Genomic DNA, 22,582 nt, shown 5'->3' on the forward strand with positions numbered 1-22,582 from the left:
TCAGCCCGCCGGCTCCTCGTCCGAGGCGAGGATCGAGTGCTCCAGCTTGCGCAGCAGCCGCGCGAGCTGGCGGCACTCGGCGGGGGTCAGTTCGCCGAGCATGCGGCGCTCGTTGTCGAGATGCTCGGCGAACACCTCGTCCACCTTGGCGAGCCCTGCGTCGGTGAGCCGTGAGTGGACGATCCGCCGGTCGTCGGCGTCGCGCTCCCGGACGATCAGCCCGTCCTTCTCGAGCCGGTCGATACGCAGCGTGACGCCCGCCGACGAGACGAGCCCGGAGTCGGCGAGCTGGCCCGCCGTGAGCCGGTACGGCTTCCCGGACCTCCGCAGGGCCGTCAGCACGTCGAAGCCGGCCACGGACAGCCCGTGCCGCTCGATGGACGCCGTGAGCCGGGTGCTGTACCGCACGAACGAGCGGTGCAGCCGCGCCAGGACCTCCAGCGGACTGGTGTCCAGCTCGGGCCGCTCCCGTGCCCAGGCCTCGATGGCCATCGCCACGGCGTCCCGACCGGCCGTTGCCCTGCGCTCCGCCATCCCGTCCCCTCATGCCGCTGGTCCAGCGCCTCGGCCGAGTCTCCTCCGGCGCGGGCGGACATCCCACGCCCCTGAGAATTCTACCGCTGAAGGATTGATGCCGAGGGCGTCCGGCCCACGGCGGTCACGACGCGTGACCGCCGGATCCGCCGAACGCCCTCAGAATGCGCTCGGCGGCGAGCGTGGCCGTCAATCCGCCGGCCCTGACCTGCTGCTCCAGGCCGGGTGCCAGGGCTCGGACGCCAGGGTCGGCGTGGAGGCGGCCGAGCAGCTCGTCGCGGACCATCGTCCAGGTCCAGTCGACCTGCTGGTCACGGCGTTTGGCGGCGAGGCGGCCGGTCGAGTCGAGGAGGGTCCGGTGCTGTTCGATGCGCTCCCAGACGGTGTCCAGACCGCTCGACTCGCGGGCGCTGCAACTCAGTACGGGCGGCGTCCAGACCGCGTCCCTGCCGTGCATGAGCCGCAGGGCGCCGGCCAGCTCCCGTGCGGCGGCCCGGGCGTCGCGCTCGTGGGGGCCGTCCGCCTTGTTGACGGCGATCACGTCGGCCAGCTCCAGGACGCCCTTCTTGATGCCCTGCAACTGGTCTCCGGTGCGGGCCAGCGTCAGCAGCAGGAAGGAGTCGACCATGTTCGCGACCGCGGTCTCCGACTGGCCGACGCCGACCGTCTCCACCAGCACCACGTCGTGGCCCGCGGCCTCCATCACCACGATCGACTCGCGCGTCGCCCTGGCGACCCCGCCCAGGGTGCCGGCGGTGGGGGAGGGGCGCACGAAGGCCGAGGGATCCACGGCCAGGCGCTCCATACGGGTCTTGTCGCCCAGGATCGAACCGCCGGTCCGGCTGGAGGACGGGTCCACCGCGAGCACCGCGACCCGGTGCCCGAGCGACGTCAGCATCGTGCCGAACGCGTCGATGAAGGTGGACTTGCCCACGCCGGGAACACCGCTGACACCGATCCGCCGCGCCCTGCCGCTGTGCGGAAGCAGCTCGGTCAGCAACTCCTGCGCGAGCGCCCGGTGATCGGGCCGGGTGGACTCGACGAGCGTGATGGCGCGGGCCACGATCGCCCGCTTCCCGTCGAGTACACCCTTCACATACGTGCCGAGGTCGATCGCCATGGGGCTCAGAGGTCGTGTCCGAGGTCGGCCGACAGCCGCTTCACCAGGTCGTACGCCGCGTCCGGGATGACCGTCCCGGGTGGGAACACGGCCGCCGCACCCATCTCCAGCAGCGTCGGGACGTCCTGCGGCGGAATCACCCCGCCCACGACGATCATGATGTCCTCACGGCCCTCCTCGGCGAGCTGCTCCCGCAGGGCCGGTACGAGCGTGAGGTGCCCGGCGGCCAGCGAGGACACCCCGACGATGTGCACGTCCGCCTCGACGGCCTGGCGGGCCACCTCGGCCGGGGTCTGGAACAGCGGACCGACGTCCACGTCGAAGCCGAGATCGGCGAAGGCGGTGGCGATCACCTTCTGGCCGCGGTCGTGGCCGTCCTGGCCCATCTTGGCGACCAGGATGCGCGGACGGCGGCCCTCGGCGTCCTCGAACGAGCCCACGAGCGTACGGGTGCGCTCCACGGACGGGGACTCGCCGGCTTCGTTGCGGTACACGCCGGAGATCGTACGGATCTGGCCGGCATGCCGCCCGTACACCTTCTCCAGGGCGTCGGAGATCTCCCCGACGGTGGCCATCGCACGGGCTGCGCGGACGGCCAGCTCCAGCAGATTGCCGGTGCCCTCGGCGGCCCGGGTCAGCGCCTGCAGCGCGTCCTGGCAGGCGAGCTCGTCGCGCTCCTCCCGCAGCCGCCGCAGCTTCGCGATCTGCTGGGCGCGTACGGAGGAGTTGTCGACCTTGAGGACGTCGATCTGCTCGTCGCTGTCGACGCGGTACTTGTTCACGCCGATGACCGGCTGGCGTCCGGAGTCGATCCGGGCCTGGGTGCGGGCCGCGGCCTCCTCGACCCGCAGCTTGGGGATGCCCGCGTCGATGGCCTGCGCCATGCCGCCCGCCGCCTCGACCTCCTCGATGTGCTGCCAGGCCCGGCGGGCGAGGTCGTACGTGAGCTTCTCGACGTACGCGCTGCCGCCCCACGGGTCGATGACCCGGCTCGTGCCCGACTCCTGCTGGATCAGCAGCTGCGTGTTGCGGGCGATGCGCGCCGAGAAGTCGGTGGGCAGGGCGAGCGCCTCGTCGAGGGCGTTGGTGTGCAGGGACTGGGTGTGGCCCTGCGTCGCGGCCATCGCCTCGACACACGTGCGCGTGACGTTGTTGAACACGTCCTGCGCGGTGAGCGACCAGCCGGAGGTCTGCGAATGGGTGCGCAGGGAGAGGGACTTGGTGTTCTTCGGGTCGAACTGCTTGACCAGCTTGGCCCACAGCAGGCGCGCCGCCCGCAGCTTGGCGATCTCCATGAAGAAGTTCATGCCGATCGCCCAGAAGAAGGAGAGCCGGGGCGCGAACGCGTCCACGTCCAGCCCGGCGTCCCGGCCCGCCCGGATGTACTCCACGCCGTCCGCGAGCGTGTAGGCGAGCTCCAGGTCGGCCGTCGCGCCCGCCTCCTGGATGTGGTAGCCGGAGATGGAGATGGAGTTGTAGCGCGGCATCCGCTGCGAGGTGAAGGCGAAGATGTCGGAGATGATCCGCATCGACGGCTTCGGCGGATAGATGTACGTGTTGCGGACCATGAACTCCTTGAGGATGTCGTTCTGAATGGTCCCGGCCAGCTTCTCGGGCGGTACGCCCTGCTCCTCGGCCGCCACGATGTACAGCGCCAGCACGGGCAGCACGGCGCCGTTCATCGTCATCGACACGGTCATCCGGTCGAGCGGGATGCCGTCGAAGAGCCGGCGCATGTCGTAGAGGGAGTCGATGGCGACGCCCGCCATGCCGACGTCACCGGTCACCCGCGGGTGGTCGCTGTCGTAGCCGCGGTGGGTGGGCAGGTCGAAGGCGACCGACAGGCCCTTCTGGCCGGCGGCGAGGTTGCGCCGGTAGAAGGCGTTGGACTCCTCGGCCGTGGAGAAGCCGGCGTACTGGCGGATGGTCCACGGCTGGTTGACGTACATCGTCGGGTAGGGGCCACGCAGATACGGGGCGATGCCCGGGTACGTGCCCAGGAAGTCCAGGCCCTCCAGGTCCCGGCCGGTGTAGAGCGGCTTGACCCCGATGCCCTCGGGGGTCTCCCAGAGCAGGTCGTCCCCGCCGGTCGCCTTCGTGACGGCCGTACGCCACTCGTCGGCGCTGCCGCCGGCGGCCGGGGTCCCCAGCTCGATCCCGGAGAAGTCGGGGATTCCCATCAGGACACTCCCATGCGGTCGAGGGTGGCGGAGAGCACGTCGACGGCGTCGCAGCCCGCGAAGACGTACGCGTCGACGTCGGTGTACTGCCCGGGGCGGCCGGCGAGGAACACGTGCCGTGCGCCCGCCGCCTTGAGCCCGTGGGCCGTGGCCGCGGCCTGCTCCTCGTACAGCGCGTCGCTGGAGCAGAGGCAGGCCTCGGTGGCGCCGCTGTCCTCGAAGGTGCCCTCGGTGACGGCCTCGATGCCGCCGGCCTGGAAGAGGTTGGCGGCGAAGGCCGTCCGCGCGGTGTGGGCGGCGGCGGGACCGATGGCGGCCAGGAAGATGCGCGGCCGGGACCCGGTGGCGGCGAGATGGGCGTCGGAGCGGGCGCGCAGCGCCTCGTAAGCCTCGTCGCGCCGTACCCTCGGGAGCCCACCGGACGCAGGTGCGGGCTTCGGTTTCCGCTCCACGGGACGCTCGGTGAGGTGCGGGAACTCGCTGACGCCGGTGATGGGTTCACGGCGCTTGGCGAGCTTCGAGCTGCGCGCCTCCCACGTGTTGGCCAGATCCTGGCCGAGACGGCCCGAGCGCAGCGCGGCCGGCTGGCCGCCGGTCCGCTCGATCCACCGGAAGAACTCCCAGCCCGCGTGGGCGAGTTCGTCGGTGAGCCGCTCCACGTACCACGAGCCGCCGGCCGGATCGATCACCCGGGACAGATGCGACTCCTCCACCAGGATGGACGAGGTGTTGCGGGCGATGCGCCGGGCGAACGCGTCCGGCAGGCCGAGGGCGTGGTCGAAGGGGAGCACGGTGACGGCGTCGGCGCCGCCGACCCCGGCGGCCAGCGTGGCGACCGTCGTGCGCAGCATGTTCACCCAGGGGTCGCGGCGCGACATCATCACCGGCGACGTCACGGCGTGCTGCAGCTGTGCCCCCGCCCCCGGCGCCCCGCACACCTCGGCCACCCGCGCCCACAGCCTGCGGGCCGCTCGCAGCTTGGCGATGGTCAGGAACTGGTCGGCCGTCGCCGCGTACCGGAACTCCAGCTGTGCACAAGCCTGTTCGACGGACAGTCCCGCCTCGGTCAGTTCACGGAGGTAGGCGACACCGGTGGCCAGGGAGCAGCCCAGCTCCTGCGCGGCCGAGCCGCCGGCCTCGTGGTACGGCAGCGCGTCCACGGTCAGCGCCCGCAGCCCCGCGTACTCCTCCGAGCACCGCAGTGCGAGAGCGGCGGCCGGCGCGAAGTCCAGCGCCTCGCCCGTACGGGCCTCGTGGCCCAGCGGGTCCGCGCCGAGGTTGCCGCGTGCCGCGTCCTTGCCGACACCCCGCTCCTCGAACAGCCGCAGCAGCTCCCGCGCCGCGGGCTCGACGTCACGTCCCGCGTCGAGGACGACGGGCGCCAGGTCGAGAAGGACGCCGTCGAGGACCCGGCCGAGCGAGGACACCGGGATCCCGCTCTCGCCCAGGACCAGCCACAGCGAGGTGACGCCGTTCTCCAGGTCCGTGAGCACCGCGCCGCCGTCGACCGCCGAGTGCTGCTGCCGTACGTCCCAGCCGCCGCTGCTGTTGCCCTCGGCCCGGCCGCCGCGTACGAACGGTGCGAAACCGGGGAAGCCGGGGCCGGGCGCAGTGTCGTGCGCGGTGTAAAGAGGCCGGGTGCGCAGCCCGTCCTCCAGCGCGGTGGACAGGGCATCCTCCGCTGCCGCGCCCGAGACTTCCTTTCCCGACTTGCGCAGGACACCCGCCACCAGGCGTTGCCACTGCTCATGCGTCGCGTCAGGGAACTCGGCGGCCAGCGAGAGCCCGTCGTCAGGCAGGACCGTCATGCTCGGATGTTAGGACAGGCCGACAAAGGAGCAGCAGAGGGCACGGCTGTGACCTTGCCCTCTCCAGGACGGCCTTGATCCGCGGGCGGGGTTCGTACTACGGCCCGTCTTCTGGATCGGGCCGGATCAGGGAGGGGTACGCCGCGGAGCGGTTGATGTCACAGCAGTCCGTCGTGTACCGGTAGGGCCTGAGGCCGCCCAGCGGATCGTCGCGGAACCTGTCGAAGGGGTCCGTCAGTTCCTGGCGGCGGGCGTCGGAGCCGGGGCCAAACGCCGGAGCATAGCCGAGCGCCGGCGCGGCCATGAACGAGTGGTCGCTGTGCCAGATGTTCTCGGCGCCGATGGCCATGGCGTCCTTGGCCAGGCGGGAGACGCCGACGGTGTCGCCCTTGGGGAAGAAGGGGTTGGGCTCCGGCTCGCCCCACAGGCCGGCGAACGCGAGCTGGGACTGCGGGTCGAAGGCGTGCTGATCGCGGAAGAACAGCACCTTCCACTCCAGCAGCGCCTGCCTGATCTTGTCAGCGAGGTCCTCGCCGATCGGTCGACCACCGCCTTCAGGACCGCCCCGGTGACCCGCTCCTCCCGCGGTCGCTCCGGTCCCCGTTCCGTCCCGCGCGGCTGTGTACCCACCATGCACAGAGCGTCTCTGATCAGCTAAGCGATCCCGTGCAAGACGTAGTGTCTGGCGTGGGTTGTGCCCACCGTGGAGGGGTGGCGTGGGCGTGCAGGTGGAATCCCGCGCCCAGTGCTGCTCCGCGTGGCCTGTGTCGGCTGGTGGTGGGTGTGCTGATCGTCGTCACGTCCTGGTTCCGGTGGGCTGCGCGGGGCAGCCGGGTCCGGCCCGTTGGTGCGTGTCCCTCCGGACGCTTGCCCGCCGGACCGTATGGGCCGGTGGGGGAGGGTGCCCTGCGTCGCCTGGGCGCGGGGCGTGTTGTCTGTCGCCGGGTGGGTCCGGTCTTGGACCGGTCCGGGCGGGTCCTGGTGGTCGGGGCGATCACGGCGCGGGTTTCGAGTGTGTCCACCACTGTGCGGATGACCATGGTGTCGGTGGCGCGGTCGGTCACGGTCTTGGTCTGGTGGGTGAGGCCGCGTGCGGCGATGCGTTTCCACGCGCCCTGGTCGCGGTCGCCCTGGTAGCCGCACGAGCGGCACAGGGCCCATTTCCAGCCGGGCGTGGTGGGCCGGTCGGGGGCTCTGCGGTGCCGCAGCGGGGCCAGGCACTGCGGGCAGTGCTTCGAGGTGTTCTTCGCGGGCACGGCGACCACGGCGATGCCTGCCTCGGCGGCGAGGTGCCGCATGCGGTTCATGATCTGCCCGCGCACCTGCTGGGAGAGGCGGGTGTTCATGGTGCGGCCCATGCCCTTGGCCTCCATCGAGCGGAGGTCTTCGACATAGATCACCGTGGCTGCGGCGGCGACAGCCTGGTCCACGGCCCAGCGCGCGGCTGACCAGGCCAGTGCATCGTTGAGGTTCGACCGCTTGTCGCAGATGCGCCGGATTTCGTCGGTCAGTACCGCGTCCTTGGCCGCCAGGGGGTGTGCGGTGTCGCCGCCGATGAGCCGCTGATAGTGGTCGGTCCTGGTGTGCAGGTGCTCGGACAGGCGGCGCAGGCGGTGTTGTTTCGCCAGGACGCCGGCGGCGCGGAACATGCCCCCGCTGCCGAGTGCGGTGATGGTGCCGTCGGCTTGCAGCCGGGCAGCGCCCGCGCTGAGGAGGGTATTGAGGCCCCAGTCCACGCCGAGTGCGACCGCATGACCGCTGCGGGCAGTCTTGGGGACCCGGTGGGTGTAGGCAAGATCGACGCGTACCCGGCGCTGGTGGATGCGCAGGGTGGGCAGGTGCAACACCGCGTTCGTGGGGATCGTCGGCGGCAGGCTGATGGGGCAGGCCACCCACGTCCAGTCCCGGTAGGAGGCCGGGTCGGGGCGGGTAGGGAGCTGCAAACGCAGCAGCGCCCGGCCCGGATCGCTCTCGTTCCGCTCGATGGTGACCTGTTGCCCGTCACAGGCGGACAGCAGCAACATCCGCGATATCCGCGGTACAGGCTCCAGCTCGAACACATCCGCCGGAAGGCGGCCGTGCTTGCGCACGAAAGCAGCGATCTGCCGGGTACGGGATTTGATGACGCTGGACGGCAGGAACTGCCCGTTGGGCACCGCACCCCGGACGGTGTCCCACTCGTCCGGGGTGCGCTTCGCAGGATCTTCGGGCCAGGTCGCGAGGATTCCTGCGGTCAGGTCGGCTCGCCACTTCGCCGCCCGCAGCCCGCGCCCGGCCTGCTCCTGAGCCATCCGAACGATCCGGTCGTTGACCTTGAAGCCTCCGATCGGGGCGATCGTCCAGCCCAGGCGGCGCAAGGCCATCCACGCGTTCGACGGCAGTTTCCTGCCGCCCGCGTCCTCACCGGAGGCGAGCACGTCCACGTCGGCGGTGTTCCAGTGCCCGGCCAGCAGATCGGCGACCATGCCAGACACCAGACCGGCCGCCCATGCAACACGTTCCGCCAGCACGGATGCGGTCATCAGCTCGCCGGTCTTCTCGTCCACTCCGGCGCGCAAGACACCACGGGCGCACGCCGTGCGCAAGGTCTCCCCCTCGGCAAGCGGCAGCTTCCGGCTCACGCGGCATCATCCTGCGGGTACTGGCCGGTCTCGGCAAGCAGCCGCTTGCGGGCTTCCGCCGAGCGCATGCCGTACAGCCGCCCGGCGAAGGTGGTGACCAGGGACACGAAGTCTTCGAGGAGTTCGTCCCGGCCGCCGGCCTTCTTCGGGTGCAGAACTTCGAGGGTGACGCCGTATACGCCGAACAGCCGCTTGAGCCAGCCGACACCGAACCGGGCCAGCCGGTCCTCATGCGTCACCCGCACCACACTGACGCTGCCATCAGAGACCATCGCCAACACCCGGTTCAGGCCGGGCCGGTTCTCCCGCAGACCCGATCCGCGGTCCCTGACGACCTTCACGACCTCACCCGTGGACGTGGCCCGCAACTCCTCCTCCTGCGCGGCCAGTGAGGACTCCTGTCCGGACGAACCCGACACACGCACATACAGAACCTCCCACCTCGGAAGGGAGGTTACCGCGCCGCTGCCGCGCTTCATGTTCTCCACATCGACCGAGGAGAACCGGCGCTCACGACCCACCCACGAGAACGGAATCTTGCCGTCGATAGCCCACTGGCGAAGCGTCATCGGGTGAACACCCAGACGCTTCGCGGCCTTGGACATCCGCAGCAACTCCACGCACCCAACGATACAGGCACAACACTAGGCATTTGTAATGAAGTTGATGAGCCTACGATCCCCGCCGGACCCCGTGGGTCCGGGGGCGTGCGCGGCGACGGTGGCGGTCACCTCCTCCGCGTGGCACGGAGCAGTTCCGGCCAAGCGATTCGCTCGCCCTGCGGTTCCCGAGGGCCGCCACGGAGGTCGCCCGCCGAGTCCGTCCCAGGCGCCGGCCGACCAGGTCCTCGCGCAGATGGAGGCGGCGGTCAGGCGAGCACGTTGACGGCTCGGGCGACCACGAGCCCGAGGATGACCAGGGAGACGAGGGACTGGACGGCCATGGCGATCTTGGCCCAGGGGGCCAGTGGCATGACATCGGTCGGGCTGAAGGCCGTGGAGTTGGTGAGTCCGAGGTAGAGGTAGTCGACGAAGCGGGGGCGCCACTGTGTCGCGTTCAGGTCGGCGTTGAGCTGCTGGGGGAAGGCGAGTTCGGGGGTGTCCGGCATGTGGTGGGCTCGGGCGGCCGCTCCACCGCTGTCGAGTTCGAAGTACAGCAGGGCGAAGGCGAGGACGGTGGAGCCCCAGACGACGCCACCGGCCTGCAGCAGGCCGGTGGCGGAATTGGTCTCGGCTCCTCCGTGGATGAGGTCGTCGACCAACCGTACGGTCGACCAGATGGCGCTGAGGGCCAGCACGCCGACCAGGGCGATCGACACTCCGCGCAGGGTGGCGGAGCGACGGCTGATCCGGCCCGGGTCGCCCGCGATCAGCGTCACCAGGAGCAGCCCTTCGCCGAGGGGGAGCAGCCAGCGGGGCCCCAGGCGCAGGTCGTCGGGCATCAGCAGGGTCAGCACCATGGCGGCGACGACGGCTCCGGCCATCGGCCAGCGGGCCTCGCCGTAGGCCGCCTGGTGCGGCTCCCGATCGCTCGGATCGCTCGGATCGTTGGTACCGGTCGGGTGGTGTCCGGTCATGTTCGGCTGCTGCCCGGGGCCGGTTCGCGGCTCGGCGGCGTCTGTCCGGCCATACCCATCACGCCAGTCTCCTCGAGGGCTGGGCGGCGGGCCGCCCGCTACGTCACCGAACGTACCTCGAAGCCGGGCGGGGTATCGGCTGCCGCTTCGCGTGTCCCGTGTCCGGCTGAGGGGGATTCAGGGCCGGTCGCGGCGTTCGAAGATGAATCGGGGAAACCCGTACCACCCGTTGCGCAACCGATGCCCTAGCTTTGCGGATCAGGGACCTTGAGTTCATCTCCCGTGTTGGAGACGAAGATGACCAGCAGCTTCGCCGGTTCCGTCTTGCTGGCGTTCTCCGTGAGCACGTGGTGGGCGCCCGGCTCCTCGACCCAGTTCTCGCCTTGCTGGTACGTACGTGTCGGCTCGCCATCGAGCTTGCTGCGCATAGTGCCGTCGAGCACGTAGGCGTAGACGAAAGCCTCGCCGTGCCGATGCGGAACCGCGCGTGCGGCGGGCGGGAAGTCCACTGCCGCCGAGGTGAACGTCTTGCCCTTGACGTTCGGAAGCGCCTGTTCATACAGAGGCGTCAGCGTTTCTTCCGGTGGCTCGGAAGCCACGGCGGCAACCGGCACCCTGCCGGTCGGACGCTCGGCCGCGGGGGCGCATGCGACGGCCGCGGCCACCACGCCGGCAGCCAGAACGCCACAGGAAAGCCGTATCCCGATCACGATTGCTCTCGCACTCGGTCTTCGGTGATCCGGATGATCGTCTTGCCGGGGGTGCGCCGGTCGGGAGCGAGCGCGGCGGGCGCTTCGGCGAGCGGCCGCACGTCCCCGACGATCGGCTTGAGCCGTCCGTCCCGGAGCCGCAGGGCGAGGTCCATGAGCCGGGCGCGGTCGGGTTCGACGACGAAGAAGACAGCCCGCCCGTCCTTGGGACGGACGGTGGGCGGCATAGCGATGGCGACGAGCGTGCCACCGGCGCGCACCAGCGCGGCCGAACGGTCGAGGACCTCGCCGCCGATCGCGTCGAACACCACGTCGACCTCGCCGGCATCTTCCAGTCGATCGGCCTGGAGGTCCAGGAAGACATCCACGCCGAGACCGAGTGCCACCTGTCTGCCGGCGGCCCGGCCCGTGCCGATCACTCGGGCTCCCACCTCGTGCGCGAGCTGCACCGCGATCGACCCGACGGCGCCCGCGGCGCCGTGGATCAGGACGGTCTGGCCTGTCGTGAGGCGGCCGTGGTCGAACAGGCCCTGCCATGCGGTCAGTCCGGAGATCGGCAGTGCGGCGGCCACGGTGTGGTCGACGTCCGCCGGGAGCGGAGCGAGGTTGCGGGCCTCCACCGCGGTGTACTCGGCCAGTGAGCCGTTGCGGGTCCAGTCGGTAAGTCCGAATACCCGCTGGCCGACGGTAAGACCGGTGGTTCCGTAGCCGAGTTCGGCGACGACACCCGACAGCTCATGCCCGGGCACGCTCGGGGTCCGGTCGCGGCCGGCGCGGTCGGACCACGTTCCCGGCCAGTCAAGCTCTCCGTGGGTGAACCCCGCGGCATACACCCGCACGATGACATCGTTCTCGGCGGCGTGGGGGTAGGGCATGTCCATCAGTGAGAGTCCGCCGATACCGGCGGCGCGGTCTCGAACAGTGATGGCTTGCATGGCAGGTACTCTCTGTGGCGGGGATTTCCGTTTCGAGCGCACAGATCATCCGGACCTGGTTCACGGCGGGGCCGGAAGCAGGTTTGGAAGGGCGTCTTCCGTTTGGCCGATCTCGCCCTGTCGCCAACGGTTTTTGTGTGAGCAAGATCAACAAGTGGTGCGGGCTGCGGTTTCGACTTTCGCGATCACGGAATGATCGTGAACTGTTCACCAGGTCCGGTGGGGTCGCAGCACGTGCATGATCGATGTGCCAAGGTCGCGGGACAGGGAAAACTCTCGCCGGAACCGAAAGGCGCATTCTGCGGTTTCGTCGTGACGAATCGCCCGTCATGAGCGAGGATCAAAATCGGCGGCGGTCCCACGTGAGTGTCCACACGAAAGACACAACCATCGACCTGCGACACGGGCAACTCGACCAGCTCACGCACCGTCGCGGCAATGGCCCCTTGCGGATTGCGGTGTCGGCCTCTGAGGGGCGAACGTGCAGTGTGAAGGTGGCAGCGGGCGGTGCTCCGTGGCCGCCCTGGCGGCGGTGACTGCCGAGTCACCCCGCCCGGCCCGTCCGGTGGGCCCGGCTCGCTCCAGTGGCACATCGTCGTCCAGGCCCGCCCTCAGCCCGCGGACCGCGTTCTGTCCCAGGTCACCGCGCGCCGTCTGGTGGCGGAGTAGGCTCAACGGGCCCGACGACTGCAAAAAATGCGCGGGCTCGAGCGAACATGGCGGGCGCCCGCGGCAGCCAGGACGACGCCAATGCTCATCGAGCGACAAAGCCGGGTCTCGCTCGCTCTTCGCTACAGCCAGTCCCGGCGCTTGAAAATGACGTACAGGCTCACACAGACGACGCCCATCAGCGCAACGGCGAAGAGGTAGCCGAACGCCCAGTGCAACTCCGGCATGTTGTCGAAGTTCATGCCGTAAATGGTTCCCACCAGTGTGGGGGCAAAGAGAATGGCCGCCCAGGCGGAGATCTTCTTGATCTCCTCGTTCTGCTCGAAGCCCGCCTCCGCCAGCGCCCGCATCTCCGCGTTCTGCTGCTCCGTCACCAGTGTCGCGTTGACCGTCAGGATGTCCGCGAGCGCCTGGCGGAAGCCGTCGACGCGCTCGCTGGTGTGGGTGACGTGGTCGGCGACGTCGCGGAGGTAGCGCTGGAGTTCCTCGTCCGTGCCGTACTTGGCGAAGCCGGCCATCAGGCCGTGGAGCATGCCGACGAGGGGGCGGGTGGCGCGCTGGAACTCGACCATCTCGCGGGAGAGTTCGTAGATGCGGCGGGACACAGCCGGGTCACCGCTGAAGACCTCGGTCTCGATCTCGTCGATGTCGTTCTGCACGCCCGCGACGACCGGGGCGTACCCGTCGACGACGGCGTCGAGGATGGCGTACAGCACCGCCTCCGGGCCGAGGGCGAGGAGCTCGGGGGTCGATTCCATGCGGCGGCGGACCGCCGACAGGTCGGGGGCCGCGCCGTGGCGGACCGTGATCACGAAGTCGCTGCCGACGAAGACGTGGAGCTCGCCGAAGTCGACCTCCTCCGGGGCGTCGAGATAGCGGGCCGCGCGCAGGACGACGAAGAGGGTTTCGCCGTAACGTTCCAGCTTGGGGCGCTGGTGAGCCTCCAGTGCGTCCTCGACGGCGAGTGGGTGGAGGTCGAACTCGCCGGCCAGGGAGTGCAGTTCGGACTCGGTCGGCCGGTGCAGACCGATCCAGGCCATGCCGGCCGGCTCCTCGCGCAGCTGGCGGAAGGTCTCGGCGAGCGAGACGGGCGTCGAGACGCGGCGGCCGTCGCGGTACAGCGCGGCCTGGACGATGCTGCCCTGGTCCTTCTGCACGGGGGCGGGTACCTCCGGTGCGGCTGCGGGGCCCGGCGGTGGGGGAGGCGGGGCAGGCTCGGCGGGGCGGCGGCGCCAGGCGTGCCTCTTCGGGATCGGCACGGGGCGCGCCCGTCGGTCGGACATCCTGGTCACCTCCCGCATGACGTACGGACGCAGCTGCGACCCTGCTCAGCGGCCACGGGCAGGATATACGGGCTGAATTTCCCCGGCACGGCGGAACGGGAATGCGCAGAAACCGGTCGGACCGTCCCTTGCGGACAGAAGGTGTCCGCAAGGACGCGTAGCGTGCCGGTCATGGCCTCGAAGACACGCCGGACCCAGCCGGCGCACGGCAATCACGGCAATCACGGCGAGCACGCCATGCACGCCATGCACGCCCTGGACGGTGACCACGGGAGGCACGGCACTGACCCCGTGCTCGGCCCCCGCGCCCTCAACCGCGCCACCCTGGCCCGCCAGCTCCTGCTGCGCCGCGATCCTGAGAACCGGTTGTCCGCGAAGGCGGCGATCGAGCACCTCGTCGGCCTCCAGGCGCAGAACGTCAAGCCGCCGTACTACGCCCTCGCGGCCCGCCTGCACGGATTCCGCCCGCAGGAGCTGTCCGGGCTGATGGAGTCGCGCGAGGTCGGGCGCCTGGTCACGCTGCGTTCCACGATCCACACCCACACCGCCGCCGACTGTCTCGCCCTGCGCCCGTTCGCACAGGCCGGAGGGCCGGACCGCGAGCTGAGGATGTTCCTCAGGAGGCTCGACGGAGTCGACATCGGCCGGCTCACCGCGCTCAGCCGCGAGCTGCTCCAGGAGCGCCCCCGCCCGGTCAAGGAGCTCCGCGAGGCCCTTCGCGCACAGTGGCCCGACGCCGATCCGCTCGCCCTCACCACCGCCGCGCGCTGTCTGCTGCCCCTGGTGCAGGTCACGCCGCGCGGACTGTGGGGCCGCAGCGGCCAGGTCACGCTGACCACCGCCGAGGAGTGGTTCGGCCGGCCGGTGGAGCCCGCCCCCGCGCCCGACACCGTCGTACGGCGCTACCTCGCCGCCTTCGGGCCCGCATCGGTGAAGGACATGCAGACCTGGTCGGGGCTCACCCGGCTCCTGGACGCCTTCGAACGGCTGCGCCCCGAGCTGCTCACCTTCCGCGACGAGAACGGCGTGGAACTCTTCGACCTTCCGGATGCCCCGCGCCCCGACCCGGACACCCCGGCGCCGCCGCGCTTCCTGCCCGAGTACGACAACCTGCTGCTGTCGCATGCCGACCGCAGCCGGGTCGTCGCCGAGGAGCTCAAGGTGCGCACCTGGAAGGGCAACCGGTCGTTCTGCGTCTTCCTCGTCGACGGGTTCCTCGCCGGGCTGTGGCAGCTGGAGGAGACCGAGCGGGCCGCGATCCTGACCGTCCAGCCGTTCGTGAAGCTGACGCGGGCGCAGCGCACCGCCGTGGCCGAGGAGGGCGAGCGGCTGCTCGCCACCATGACCTCGGCCACGGCGCGCGATGTGCGGTTCGGGAACTTCCCGGAGTAGCCGTTCTCGCGGGAGCGGCTGCACCCGGAGGGCGCGTTACAGACCCACGTCCCTGCGCAGCAGGTCCTCCACGCGCTCGCGCCGCACCAGCAGCCTCGACCGTCCCTCCGTCACCGCCACCACCGGCGGTCTGCCGGTCGTGTTGTAACCCGACGCCATCGACACCTGGTACGCCCCCGACGCCGGCACCGCCAGCACGTCCCCCGGCCGTACGTCCTCCGGCAGCTCCACCGCCTCCGCGAGCACGTCTCCCGCCTCGCAGTGCCGGCCGACCACCGTCGTCGTGCGCATCGGGGCAGTCGAGGTCCGCCCGACCGTACGGACCGTGTACCGCGCCCCGTACAGCGCGGGCCGCGGGTTGTCGCTCATGCCGCCGTCGACGGCGACGAAGACCTGGCCGGCCGACCGCTTCACCGACAGCACCCGGTACAGCGCGACGCCCGCCGGTGCCATGATCGAGCGGCCCGGTTCGACCGTCAGCCGGGGCACAGGGAAGCCGGACTCGGCGCAGGCGTACACCAGTTCGTCGGTGATGCGGCGGCCGTACGCGGCGGGCGTGGGCGCCGGGTCGCCCGGCAGATACGCGACGGCGAAGCCGCCGCCCAGGTCCAGCTCGCGCAGCGTGATCCCGTACCGGTCGCGGATGCGGGCCAGGAAGGGCACGAGGCGCTGCACCGCCTGCGCGTACGGCTCGGGCGAGGCGATCTGCGAGCCCAAGTGGCAGTGCAGGCCGACCAGTTCGAGCCGGGGCTGCCCCAGGATCCGGGCGATCGCATCCTCCGCGTCGCCCTCGGCGATCGACAGCCCGAACTTCTGGCCCTCCGCACCGGTCCGGATCTTCTTGTGGCCGCCCGCCTCAATGCCGGGCAGCACCCGCACCATCACCTGCTGCGCGTCCGGGCCCGGGACCTGCGCCGCGAGGCGGGCGATCTCGCAGTCCGAGTCGATGACGATCCGGCCGACGCCGAGCCGCAGAGCGGTGCGCAGGTCCTCCGGCGACTTGGCGTTGCCGTGCATGACGATCCGGTCCGCAGGGAAGCCCCGGGTGGAGGCCACCTCCAGCTCGCCCGCCGAGCAGACGTCGAGGCCGAGCCCTTCCTCCTCGACCCAGTCGACGACTGCCCGGCACAGGAACGCCTTCGCGGCGTAGACGATCTCCGCGTCGGGCAGGGCCCGTTGCCAGGCCCGTGCCCGTGCGCGTACCTCGCCCTCGTCCAGCACGTACGTGGGCGTCCCGTACCGTTCCGCGAGCCCGGTCAGCGACACGCCGCCGACGGTGACGTCCCCGCCGGGGGCCGACACGGCGGACGCGGGCCAGACGGACGGCGATGCGGACGGCCATGCGGCCCCCCGGTCGGACGGGGCAGGGAGCTCCGGAGCTGTGCGGCCCACGGACACTGCGGTCATGTTCACTCCTTCGGGCAACAATGGGGCGGGCATCAGCGGATGAACGCGAGCGCGTCCGCCCGGCCGGCGGGCGTCCGGACGGTCGGGTCGCACGCCGTCGGCGCCGGGGCGGTGAGCTGCGGGTCCACGGTCACCCTGGTCACCCCCAGCGGCTCGGAGAGCGCCCGCAGCGCGGGCTCGGCGAGCCTGATCCACGCCTGGCCCTCGCCCAGCACGGCGGTGAGCCGGCCTGCGCTGGTGAAGCCGATGGCGGTGCGTACGCCGAGCGGGGTGCGCATGAAGCGCAGCTGGTATCCCCCGGCAGAGCCGAGCCGGACCGGTACGAACAGCGGCTCTGCCGGGGTGGGTTCGTCGGGGTCCGCGTCCTCGCGGATGAGGTTGTCCATGGTGTCCTCCGGGCGACGTTCCGTGTGCGCCGGTACGTGCGTACCGGTACCCCGGAAGCGTCGCCCCGAGCTCCCGTGACAAGGAGGCGGGAAGCGGAATCATGACGCGCCACTGACCGGGACGGGCCCTCTCCTGACGGGTTCCTAGCGGATGCCCGGAGCCGCAGCGCCGACCGGCCCGCGGCGGTGCGTCCGGTCCTCCGTCGGCCCGTGTCGGTCCGCCCGGTCCTCCGCCGGCCCCGTCAGTCCGCCCGCCCCGTCGCCGCGACCGTCACCCCGAGCCCGATCATGGCGAAGCCACCCGCCCCGCCGACCAGCGGGAGCCGCCGCTCCGAGCGGGCGAACCAGTTCCGGGCGGCCGCCGCGCCGAGCCCCCACAGGGTGTCCGTGACCAGCCCGATCCCGATCGGCACCAGCCCCATCAGGAGCATCTGCGCGGGCACACGGCCCAGGGAGGGGTCCACGAACTGGGGGAGTACGGCGGCGAAGAAGACGATGCCTTTCGGGTTGGTGACCCCGACGACCACGCCGTCCACGACCGTCCGCAGATCGCCGCGGACGGGAACGGCCGGCCCGGCGGGTGCTGCCGAGAGCCTCAGCTCCTTGCGGTGCCTGAACGCCTGAACGCCCAGATGGACCAGATACACCGCCCCTGCGAGCTTCACCGCCACGAACACGGCCACGGAGCTCTCGACGAGCGACCCGATGCCGAGCGCGACGGCGACGACGAGGACGTACGACCCGACGACATTGCCGAGCACGGTCGCCATCGCGGTGCGCCGCCCGTGGGCCGGCGCCCGCCCGATCACGAACAGCACGCTCGGCCCCAGGATCACGATCACCAGCAGGGACATCGCCACGAAGGTGAGCATCCGGTCCGCCGACACCATCTCCCACCCCTCTCGTGGCCGACCTGCGTCGTGCCGACCTCTCTTGTGTCGGTCAGGGCAGCAGCCCCGCCCGCCTCGCCGCCACCACCGCCTCCAGGCGCGTGTGCGCCCCCAGCTTGCGCATCGCGGCGCGCAGGTAGCCCTTGACCGTCTCCGGGCGAAGGCCCAGACGCTCGGCCGTGGAAGCGTTGGTGGAACCGGTCGCGACGCAGGCGAGGACGTCCAGCTCGCGCGGCGACAGGGCGATCGAGGCATCCAGGGCGGCCGGGGCGTGCGCGGCGGCGAGGCGGTCGCACAGGGCGAGCAACTCCTCGCGGAGCGGGGCGTCCGGGATGCGCGGGGCGAGGGCGCGGAACTCGGTGTGGGTGTCGCGGACCGTCTCCCAGGCGCCGGCCCTGTCGGCAGGCTCCGGTTCGCGGGCCGCGGCCAGCAGCCGCTGGACTTCGTCCCGGACGACCAGGCTCTGCTCCACGTCGCGCGCGACCGCGACCGCCGCGTCGAGAGTGCGGTCGCCCAGCGGCAGGGCCTGCCGCAGCGCCCCGTACAGCACGCCCCGTACGGTGCGGCGCACGACGATGGGCACGGCGACCACCGACCGCAGGCCCTCGGCCGCCACCGGCGTGTCGTACTCGTAGCTGACGGGCCGTCACGTATTCGGTCACCGCGCACGGTCGCGACCGGGCGATCGCCTTCCCGCCGAGCCCGTGGCCCGACCGGATCGCCAACCCGCGCAGCGCGCCCGTCATCGTGCCGTTCAGTTCGGCGATCCGCATCCGGCGGGGTTCGTGGAGCAGGCCGCCGAAGGCGATCTGCAGCCCGGTGGCTCGGCGGAGCCGTGGCAGCGCCGCCCGTATCTCGACCATCTCCGCTGCCTCGGTCATCCGCCTACGGTCCTCCCGACACACAGCACCCCCATAGGGGGTAGTGAGACCTGCGTCACCGATTACACGATGCTGGGCACCGGTCCCGCAACGAGGAGGACGCATGACGGCTGGCGACGAGACGGAGAGGTTCCGGGCGGCGCGGGACTTCCTGCTCCAGCACAGGGAGGACTACGCCACGGCGTATGAGGGGTTCGCCTGGCCGCGCTTCGAACGGTTCGACTGGGCGCTGGACTGGTTCGACGCCATCGCGGACGGCAACAAGCGGCCCGCGCTGCACATCGTCGAGGAGGACGGCGCCACGACCCGACTCTCCTTCGCCGAGCTCAGCGCCCGCTCGAACCGCGTCGCGAACTGGCTCCGGCAGCATGGGGTCCGCGCCGGTGACCGCATCCTCGTGATGCTCGGCAACCAGGCCGAGCTCTGGGAGGCCGCCCTCGCCGCGATGAAACTGCGCGCCGTCGTCGTCCCCGCGACCCCGCTCCTCGGCCCGGTCGACCGGCGCGACCGGATCGACAGGGGGCGGGTGCGGCAGGTGATCGTCCGGACCGACGACACCGCCAAGTTCGACGAGGTGCCGGGCGACTACACCCGGATCGCGGTCGGCGGCGGCGTCACCGGCTGGCTCCCGTACGAGCACGCGTACGTGGCGCCGGAGACCTTCGAGCCCGACGGCCCCACCCGGGCCGACGACCCCCTGATGCTCTACTTCACCTCCGGCACCACGGCCCGGCCGAAGCTCGTCGAGCACACCCACGTCTCGTATCCGGTCGGCCACCTGGCGACCCTGTACTGGATCGGCCTCAAGCCGGGCGACGTCCACCTCGACATCTCCTCACCCGGCTGGGCCAAGCACGCCTGGTCCAGTCTCTTCGCTCCCTGGAACGCCGAGGCGACCGTCTTCATCCTCAACTACACACGCTTCGACCCCGCCCGCCTGATGGCCGAGATGGACCGCGTCGGCGTCACCAGCTTCTGCGCCCCGCCCACCGTGTGGCGGATGCTGATCCAGGCCGACCTCACCCAGCTCCGCACGCCGCCGCGCGAGGTCGTCGCGGCGGGTGAGCCGCTCAACCCCGAGGTCATCGAGGCCGTCCGCCGTGCCTGGGGCGTGACGATCCAGGACGGCTTCGGGCAGACCGAGACGGCCGTCCAGGTCTCCAACTCCCCGAGGCAGCTGCTGAAGACGGGCTCCATGGGACGGCCGAGCCCCGGCCTCCGCGTCGAGCTCCTCGACCCCGTCAGCGGCAAGCCGGGCGCCGAGGAGGGCGAGATCGCCATCGACCTGTCGGCCGAGCCGGTGGGGCTGATGACCGGCTACCACGGCGATCCGGAGCACACGGCCGAGGTGATGGCCGGCGGTTACCACCGCATCGGCGACATCGGCGCGCGCGACGCCGACGGATACATCACCTACGTCGGCCGCGCCGACGACGTCTTGAAGACGTCAAGATCAGGGGGCATTGCTTTTCGATCGCGGATCGCGGCGTGATGGAGGGTGGGCCCTGACCGGCCCGTCAGCTCCGACAACCGTAAGCAGCCAGCACGTTATATAGAGGAGTAGGGGAGAGCGATGCGCGTTCCGATGACGATTGCGGACTTCCTGGACCGGGCCGAGTTGGGCTTCGCCGCCAGTCCCGGGGTGATCGACGAGCCGAGCCAGCCCGCGCCGCCGGTGCCGGTGTCGACGTACGGGCGGCTGGGTGAGCGGGTGCGGGCGTGGCAGGCGGGCCTGGATGCGCTGGGTGTGGGGGAGGGCGAGCGGGTGGCGGTGGTCAGCCACAACTCCGCTCGTCTCCTGGAGTTGTTGTTCGCGGTGCCGATGAGCGGGCGGATCTGTGTGCCGGTCAACTTCCGTCTGAAGGCGGAGGAGATCGAGTACGTGGTGCGGCAGAGCGGTGCCTCGGTGCTGCTGGTCGATCCCGAGGTCCAGGACACGGTGGCGGACATCAAGACGGATCACCGGTTCGTCCTGGGGGAGCAGACGGAGAGCGAGCTGATGCGGTTCGGCGTGGAGTCGCGTCCTTGGTCGAATCCTGACGAGGATGCCACCGCGACGATCAACTACACCTCGGGAACGACGGCCCGTCCCAAGGGGGTTCAGCTCACGCACCGCAACATCTGGGTGAACGGCCTGACGTTCGGCCTGCATACGCGGGCGTGGGAGCGGGACGTGTACATGCACACGCTGCCGATGTTCCATTGCAATGGCTGGGGGATGCCGTTCGTGATGGCCGGGCTCGGCGTGAAGCAGGTGGTGCTGCGGAAGGTCGACGGCGCAGAGGTCCTGCGTCGGGTGGACGAGCACGGGGTGACGTTGATGTGCGGTGCACCGGCGGTGTGGAACGCGGTGCTGGATGCGGCGACGGGCTGGGAGGGCGAGATCCCTGGCCGTGATCGGGTGCGGATCGTGTGTGCGGGGGCGCCGCCGCCGAGCCGGATGATCCAGCGGGTGGAGGAGGAGCTGGGTTGGGAGTTCACGCAGATCTACGGTCTGACGGAGACGTCGCCAGTGCTGACGTTCAACCGGGCGCGGTCGGAAGATGTGGAGCTGCCGGCGGAAGTGCGCGCGCGGAAGCTGTCGCGGGCGGGGCTGCCCGCGTTGGGTGTGAGGCTTCACGTCGCGGATTCGGGTGAGGTGTTGGCGCGGTCGAATGTGGTCCTGGACGGCTACTGGGAGAAGCCGGAGGAGACGGCGGCGGCGCTGGAGAGCGGCTGGTTCCATACCGGGGACGGCGGGTCGATCGACGAGGCGGACGGGCATCTGACGATCTCCGACCGGAAGAAGGACGTGATCATCACGGGTGGTGAGAACGTGTCGTCGATCGAGGTGGAGGACACGATCTTCAGTCATCCCGCGGTCGCCGAAGTCGCTGTGATCGGCGTCCCGCACGAGAAGTGGGGCGAGACGATCAAGGCGTTGGTGGTGCCGGCCGAGGGCACGGAGGTGAGCGAGGCGGAGATCATCGCGTACTGCAAGGAGCGGATGGCGGGGTACAAGGCGCCGACGAGTGTGGAGTTCCGGGACGCGATCCCGCGGACGGCGACGGGGAAGATCCAGAAGTTCAGGTTGCGGGAGCCGTACTGGGCCGGCCGTGATCGGGGCGTCAACTGATTCTTCCCGTGCGCGCCGCCGATTTCGCTGCGCAGATCCCGGCGTACAGCCCGACTCGTCTGCCGCCACCTGCGGCTTTGCCTCGGAAAGGGTCTCTGATCTGCAACGGAGGCCCTTTTCGATCTTTCGGAGGCTTGCCGCGTTAGGCGGTGAAAAGTCTCTCGGAAGTCCCTCGGACAGTGCTGAAAGTCCCTGAAAAATCCCTGGCGCGGAGGGGCGGGCGAGGCCCCTGGGCAGGGCGTTCACCACAGCCGCTCGAAACCCTACGCTGGAGTCGCGCACCTCGGGGCCGTCTTGGATCGACGGGATCACGCAGTCTTGGCGTTGGTGATCGTGTCGGTCCGCGCGGCCCATTCGGCGCGGGCGGCGGCGAGCCGGGGGTGCATCGCGCGAAGCTCTTCCAGCGGCCCGGCCACCGTCTCGATGAACTCGGCCAGCTGGTCTGGATCCATCGGGCGGGTGTACATGTCGGCGGCCACTTCGACCAGAACGTGTGGGACTCGATCGGCCGGGCTGACTGTCGAGTCCGGACTTACGGAGAGGTGCGCGCAGAGCAGCGGCCAGGACTCGTACTCCTCGTAGGCCTCGGTGTATTCAGCATAGGCATCTGCGCCGTACAGTTGGTGGTAGACGTCGGCCGGGTGGCGTGTCCCCTCCATGTCGTCGGTGTGATCTGTCGTGCACCAGGACGGTCAGGCGACGATGTGCCGGGGGCCGTACCCGTCGTCGTACGTCCAAGTGCGGCCGGGCGTTTCGGCCGTCTCGCTGGTCCGCCTGGATCCCACGCCGGCGATCTCCGTACGTGCTGCCCGGAGCTTCACCAGGTGCGCGCTCATGTCGCTGATCAGTTCGTCGACCTCTTCGAGGTTGAGCGTCGGCCAGTCGCCGCCGGCGACGAAGTCCAGTCCGGGTGCTTTGTCGTTGATCTGGGACAGGTGGAAGGCCATGACGCTGTCCCTGTGTTGACCGGCGTAGGTGACCCGGGCCGCCTTCGTGCGGGCCGAACGCGTGAGCAACATGAAGAAACCCCGCCAGGGATTACCTGGCGGGGTTTCGACTTCATCGATCTGTCGAG

General features: G+C 70.6%; 17 protein-coding genes and 3 pseudogenes. 3 read left to right on the forward strand and 17 right to left on the reverse strand.

Features of this window, described 5'->3' with window-relative positions; translation table 11 throughout:
- The 11 genes from ACWCP0_RS03440 to ACWCP0_RS03490 all read right to left on the reverse strand — a co-directional run bounded on the left by ACWCP0_RS03440 (position 1) and on the right by ACWCP0_RS03490 (position 13,436).
- On the reverse strand, positions 1 to 534 hold the full coding sequence (locus ACWCP0_RS03440) for a MarR family winged helix-turn-helix transcriptional regulator (RefSeq protein WP_451077172.1): 534 nt from the start codon (positions 532 to 534) through the stop codon (positions 1 to 3).
- Between the two features lie 124 nt (positions 535 to 658).
- Positions 659 to 1,654, reverse strand: a complete 996-nt coding sequence (meaB, locus tag ACWCP0_RS03445; protein WP_451077173.1) for a methylmalonyl Co-A mutase-associated GTPase MeaB — start codon at positions 1,652 to 1,654, stop codon at positions 659 to 661.
- Positions 1,655 to 1,659: 5 nt separating this feature from the next.
- The gene (gene scpA / locus ACWCP0_RS03450; RefSeq protein WP_451077174.1) at positions 1,660 to 3,834 is read right to left on the reverse strand and encodes a methylmalonyl-CoA mutase; all 2,175 of its coding nucleotides are present in this window, start codon (positions 3,832 to 3,834) and stop codon (positions 1,660 to 1,662) included.
- Positions 3,834 to 5,642, reverse strand: a complete 1,809-nt coding sequence (locus tag ACWCP0_RS03455) for a methylmalonyl-CoA mutase family protein (protein ID WP_451077175.1) — start codon at positions 5,640 to 5,642, stop codon at positions 3,834 to 3,836. Before ACWCP0_RS03455 ends, scpA begins: the two co-directional genes overlap by 1 nt.
- Positions 5,643 to 5,739: 97 nt before the next feature.
- Positions 5,740 to 6,279 carry a TauD/TfdA dioxygenase family protein gene (locus ACWCP0_RS03460; protein WP_451077176.1) on the reverse strand — a complete coding sequence of 180 codons (540 nt, stop codon included), beginning with the start codon at positions 6,277 to 6,279 and terminating at the stop codon, positions 5,740 to 5,742.
- Between the two features lie 13 nt (positions 6,280 to 6,292).
- Entirely contained in the window at positions 6,293 to 8,263 is a 1,971-nt protein-coding gene (locus ACWCP0_RS03465) for a zinc ribbon domain-containing protein (protein ID WP_451077177.1), read from the reverse strand.
- The gene (locus ACWCP0_RS03470) at positions 8,260 to 8,883 is read right to left on the reverse strand and encodes an IS607 family transposase (RefSeq protein ID WP_451077178.1); all 624 of its coding nucleotides are present in this window, start codon (positions 8,881 to 8,883) and stop codon (positions 8,260 to 8,262) included. The genes ACWCP0_RS03465 and ACWCP0_RS03470 overlap by 4 nt, the downstream gene beginning before the upstream one ends.
- A gap of 248 nt (positions 8,884 to 9,131) precedes the next feature.
- Positions 9,132 to 9,839, reverse strand: a complete 708-nt coding sequence (locus ACWCP0_RS03475) for a hypothetical protein (protein ID WP_451077179.1) — start codon at positions 9,837 to 9,839, stop codon at positions 9,132 to 9,134.
- A gap of 245 nt (positions 9,840 to 10,084) precedes the next feature.
- On the reverse strand, positions 10,085 to 10,549 hold the full coding sequence (locus ACWCP0_RS03480) for a cupin domain-containing protein (protein ID WP_451077180.1): 465 nt from the start codon (positions 10,547 to 10,549) through the stop codon (positions 10,085 to 10,087).
- On the reverse strand, positions 10,546 to 11,484 hold the full coding sequence (locus tag ACWCP0_RS03485; protein WP_451077181.1) for an NADP-dependent oxidoreductase: 939 nt from the start codon (positions 11,482 to 11,484) through the stop codon (positions 10,546 to 10,548). Before ACWCP0_RS03485 ends, ACWCP0_RS03480 begins: the two co-directional genes overlap by 4 nt.
- A 791-nt stretch (positions 11,485 to 12,275) precedes the next feature.
- The gene (locus ACWCP0_RS03490) at positions 12,276 to 13,436 is read right to left on the reverse strand and encodes a magnesium and cobalt transport protein CorA (RefSeq protein WP_451077182.1); all 1,161 of its coding nucleotides are present in this window, start codon (positions 13,434 to 13,436) and stop codon (positions 12,276 to 12,278) included.
- A gap of 246 nt (positions 13,437 to 13,682) precedes the next feature.
- On the opposite strand from ACWCP0_RS03490, the gene ACWCP0_RS03495 reads away from it, so the two are divergent.
- The gene (locus ACWCP0_RS03495) at positions 13,683 to 14,828 is read left to right on the forward strand and encodes a winged helix DNA-binding domain-containing protein (RefSeq protein ID WP_451077377.1); all 1,146 of its coding nucleotides are present in this window, start codon (positions 13,683 to 13,685) and stop codon (positions 14,826 to 14,828) included.
- A gap of 36 nt (positions 14,829 to 14,864) precedes the next feature.
- Here ACWCP0_RS03495 and lysA read toward each other — a convergent pair whose 3' ends face one another.
- The 4 genes and pseudogenes from lysA to ACWCP0_RS03515 all read right to left on the reverse strand — a co-directional run bounded on the left by lysA (position 14,865) and on the right by ACWCP0_RS03515 (position 18,392).
- The gene (lysA, locus tag ACWCP0_RS03500; protein WP_451077183.1) at positions 14,865 to 16,235 is read right to left on the reverse strand and encodes a diaminopimelate decarboxylase; all 1,371 of its coding nucleotides are present in this window, start codon (positions 16,233 to 16,235) and stop codon (positions 14,865 to 14,867) included.
- Between the two features lie 32 nt (positions 16,236 to 16,267).
- Positions 16,268 to 16,621 carry an SAV_915 family protein gene (locus ACWCP0_RS03505; RefSeq protein ID WP_451077184.1) on the reverse strand — a complete coding sequence of 118 codons (354 nt, stop codon included), beginning with the start codon at positions 16,619 to 16,621 and terminating at the stop codon, positions 16,268 to 16,270.
- A 242-nt stretch (positions 16,622 to 16,863) separates the two neighbouring features.
- Positions 16,864 to 17,511, reverse strand: a complete 648-nt coding sequence (locus ACWCP0_RS03510) for a LysE family translocator (protein WP_451077185.1) — start codon at positions 17,509 to 17,511, stop codon at positions 16,864 to 16,866.
- Positions 17,512 to 17,563: 52 nt separating this feature from the next.
- Positions 17,564 to 18,392, reverse strand: a pseudogene (locus ACWCP0_RS03515) (LuxR C-terminal-related transcriptional regulator).
- 103 nt (positions 18,393 to 18,495) lie between these two features.
- Between ACWCP0_RS03515 and ACWCP0_RS03520 the strand changes: the two are divergent.
- Both ACWCP0_RS03520 and ACWCP0_RS03525 read left to right on the forward strand, forming a co-directional pair.
- Positions 18,496 to 19,842, forward strand: a pseudogene (locus ACWCP0_RS03520) (AMP-binding protein); the annotation flags it as partial.
- A gap of 123 nt (positions 19,843 to 19,965) precedes the next feature.
- Positions 19,966 to 21,507 (forward strand): AMP-binding protein, encoded by a 1,542-nt coding sequence (locus ACWCP0_RS03525; RefSeq protein ID WP_451077186.1) that lies wholly within the window; start codon positions 19,966 to 19,968, stop codon positions 21,505 to 21,507.
- A gap of 308 nt (positions 21,508 to 21,815) precedes the next feature.
- Here the strand turns inward: ACWCP0_RS03525 and ACWCP0_RS03530 are convergent.
- Both ACWCP0_RS03530 and ACWCP0_RS03535 read right to left on the reverse strand, forming a co-directional pair.
- Positions 21,816 to 22,187: pseudogene (locus ACWCP0_RS03530) on the reverse strand (DUF6907 domain-containing protein); the annotation flags it as partial.
- Between the two features lie 12 nt (positions 22,188 to 22,199).
- The gene (locus ACWCP0_RS03535) at positions 22,200 to 22,526 is read right to left on the reverse strand and encodes a hypothetical protein (RefSeq protein WP_451077187.1); all 327 of its coding nucleotides are present in this window, start codon (positions 22,524 to 22,526) and stop codon (positions 22,200 to 22,202) included.
- Positions 22,527 to 22,582 lie beyond the last annotated feature (56 nt).

This window comes from Streptomyces sp. NPDC001970 (genome assembly GCF_053594115.1).

What these genes read in the sequence shown, in the direction of transcription:
- ACWCP0_RS03440 (WP_451077172.1), bottom strand. Translation starts at nt 534, where the DNA reads ATGGCGGAGCGCAGGGCAACGGCCGGTCGGGACGCCGTGGCGATGGCC.
- meaB (WP_451077173.1), bottom strand. Translation starts at nt 1,654, where the DNA reads ATGGCGATCGACCTCGGCACGTATGTGAAGGGTGTACTCGACGGGAAG.
- scpA (WP_451077174.1), bottom strand. Translation starts at nt 3,834, where the DNA reads ATGGGAATCCCCGACTTCTCCGGGATCGAGCTGGGGACCCCGGCCGCC.
- ACWCP0_RS03455 (WP_451077175.1), bottom strand. Translation starts at nt 5,642, where the DNA reads ATGACGGTCCTGCCTGACGACGGGCTCTCGCTGGCCGCCGAGTTCCCT.
- ACWCP0_RS03475 (WP_451077179.1), bottom strand. Translation starts at nt 9,839, where the DNA reads ATGACCGGACACCACCCGACCGGTACCAACGATCCGAGCGATCCGAGC.
- ACWCP0_RS03485 (WP_451077181.1), bottom strand. Translation starts at nt 11,484, where the DNA reads ATGCAAGCCATCACTGTTCGAGACCGCGCCGCCGGTATCGGCGGACTC.
- ACWCP0_RS03490 (WP_451077182.1), bottom strand. Translation starts at nt 13,436, where the DNA reads ATGTCCGACCGACGGGCGCGCCCCGTGCCGATCCCGAAGAGGCACGCC.
- ACWCP0_RS03495 (WP_451077377.1), top strand. Translation starts at nt 13,683, where the DNA reads ATGCACGCCCTGGACGGTGACCACGGGAGGCACGGCACTGACCCCGTG.
- lysA (WP_451077183.1), bottom strand. Translation starts at nt 16,235, where the DNA reads ATGACCGCAGTGTCCGTGGGCCGCACAGCTCCGGAGCTCCCTGCCCCG.
- ACWCP0_RS03505 (WP_451077184.1), bottom strand. Translation starts at nt 16,621, where the DNA reads ATGGACAACCTCATCCGCGAGGACGCGGACCCCGACGAACCCACCCCG.
- ACWCP0_RS03510 (WP_451077185.1), bottom strand. Translation starts at nt 17,511, where the DNA reads ATGGTGTCGGCGGACCGGATGCTCACCTTCGTGGCGATGTCCCTGCTG.
- ACWCP0_RS03525 (WP_451077186.1), top strand. Translation starts at nt 19,966, where the DNA reads ATGCGCGTTCCGATGACGATTGCGGACTTCCTGGACCGGGCCGAGTTG.
- ACWCP0_RS03535 (WP_451077187.1), bottom strand. Translation starts at nt 22,526, where the DNA reads ATGTTGCTCACGCGTTCGGCCCGCACGAAGGCGGCCCGGGTCACCTAC.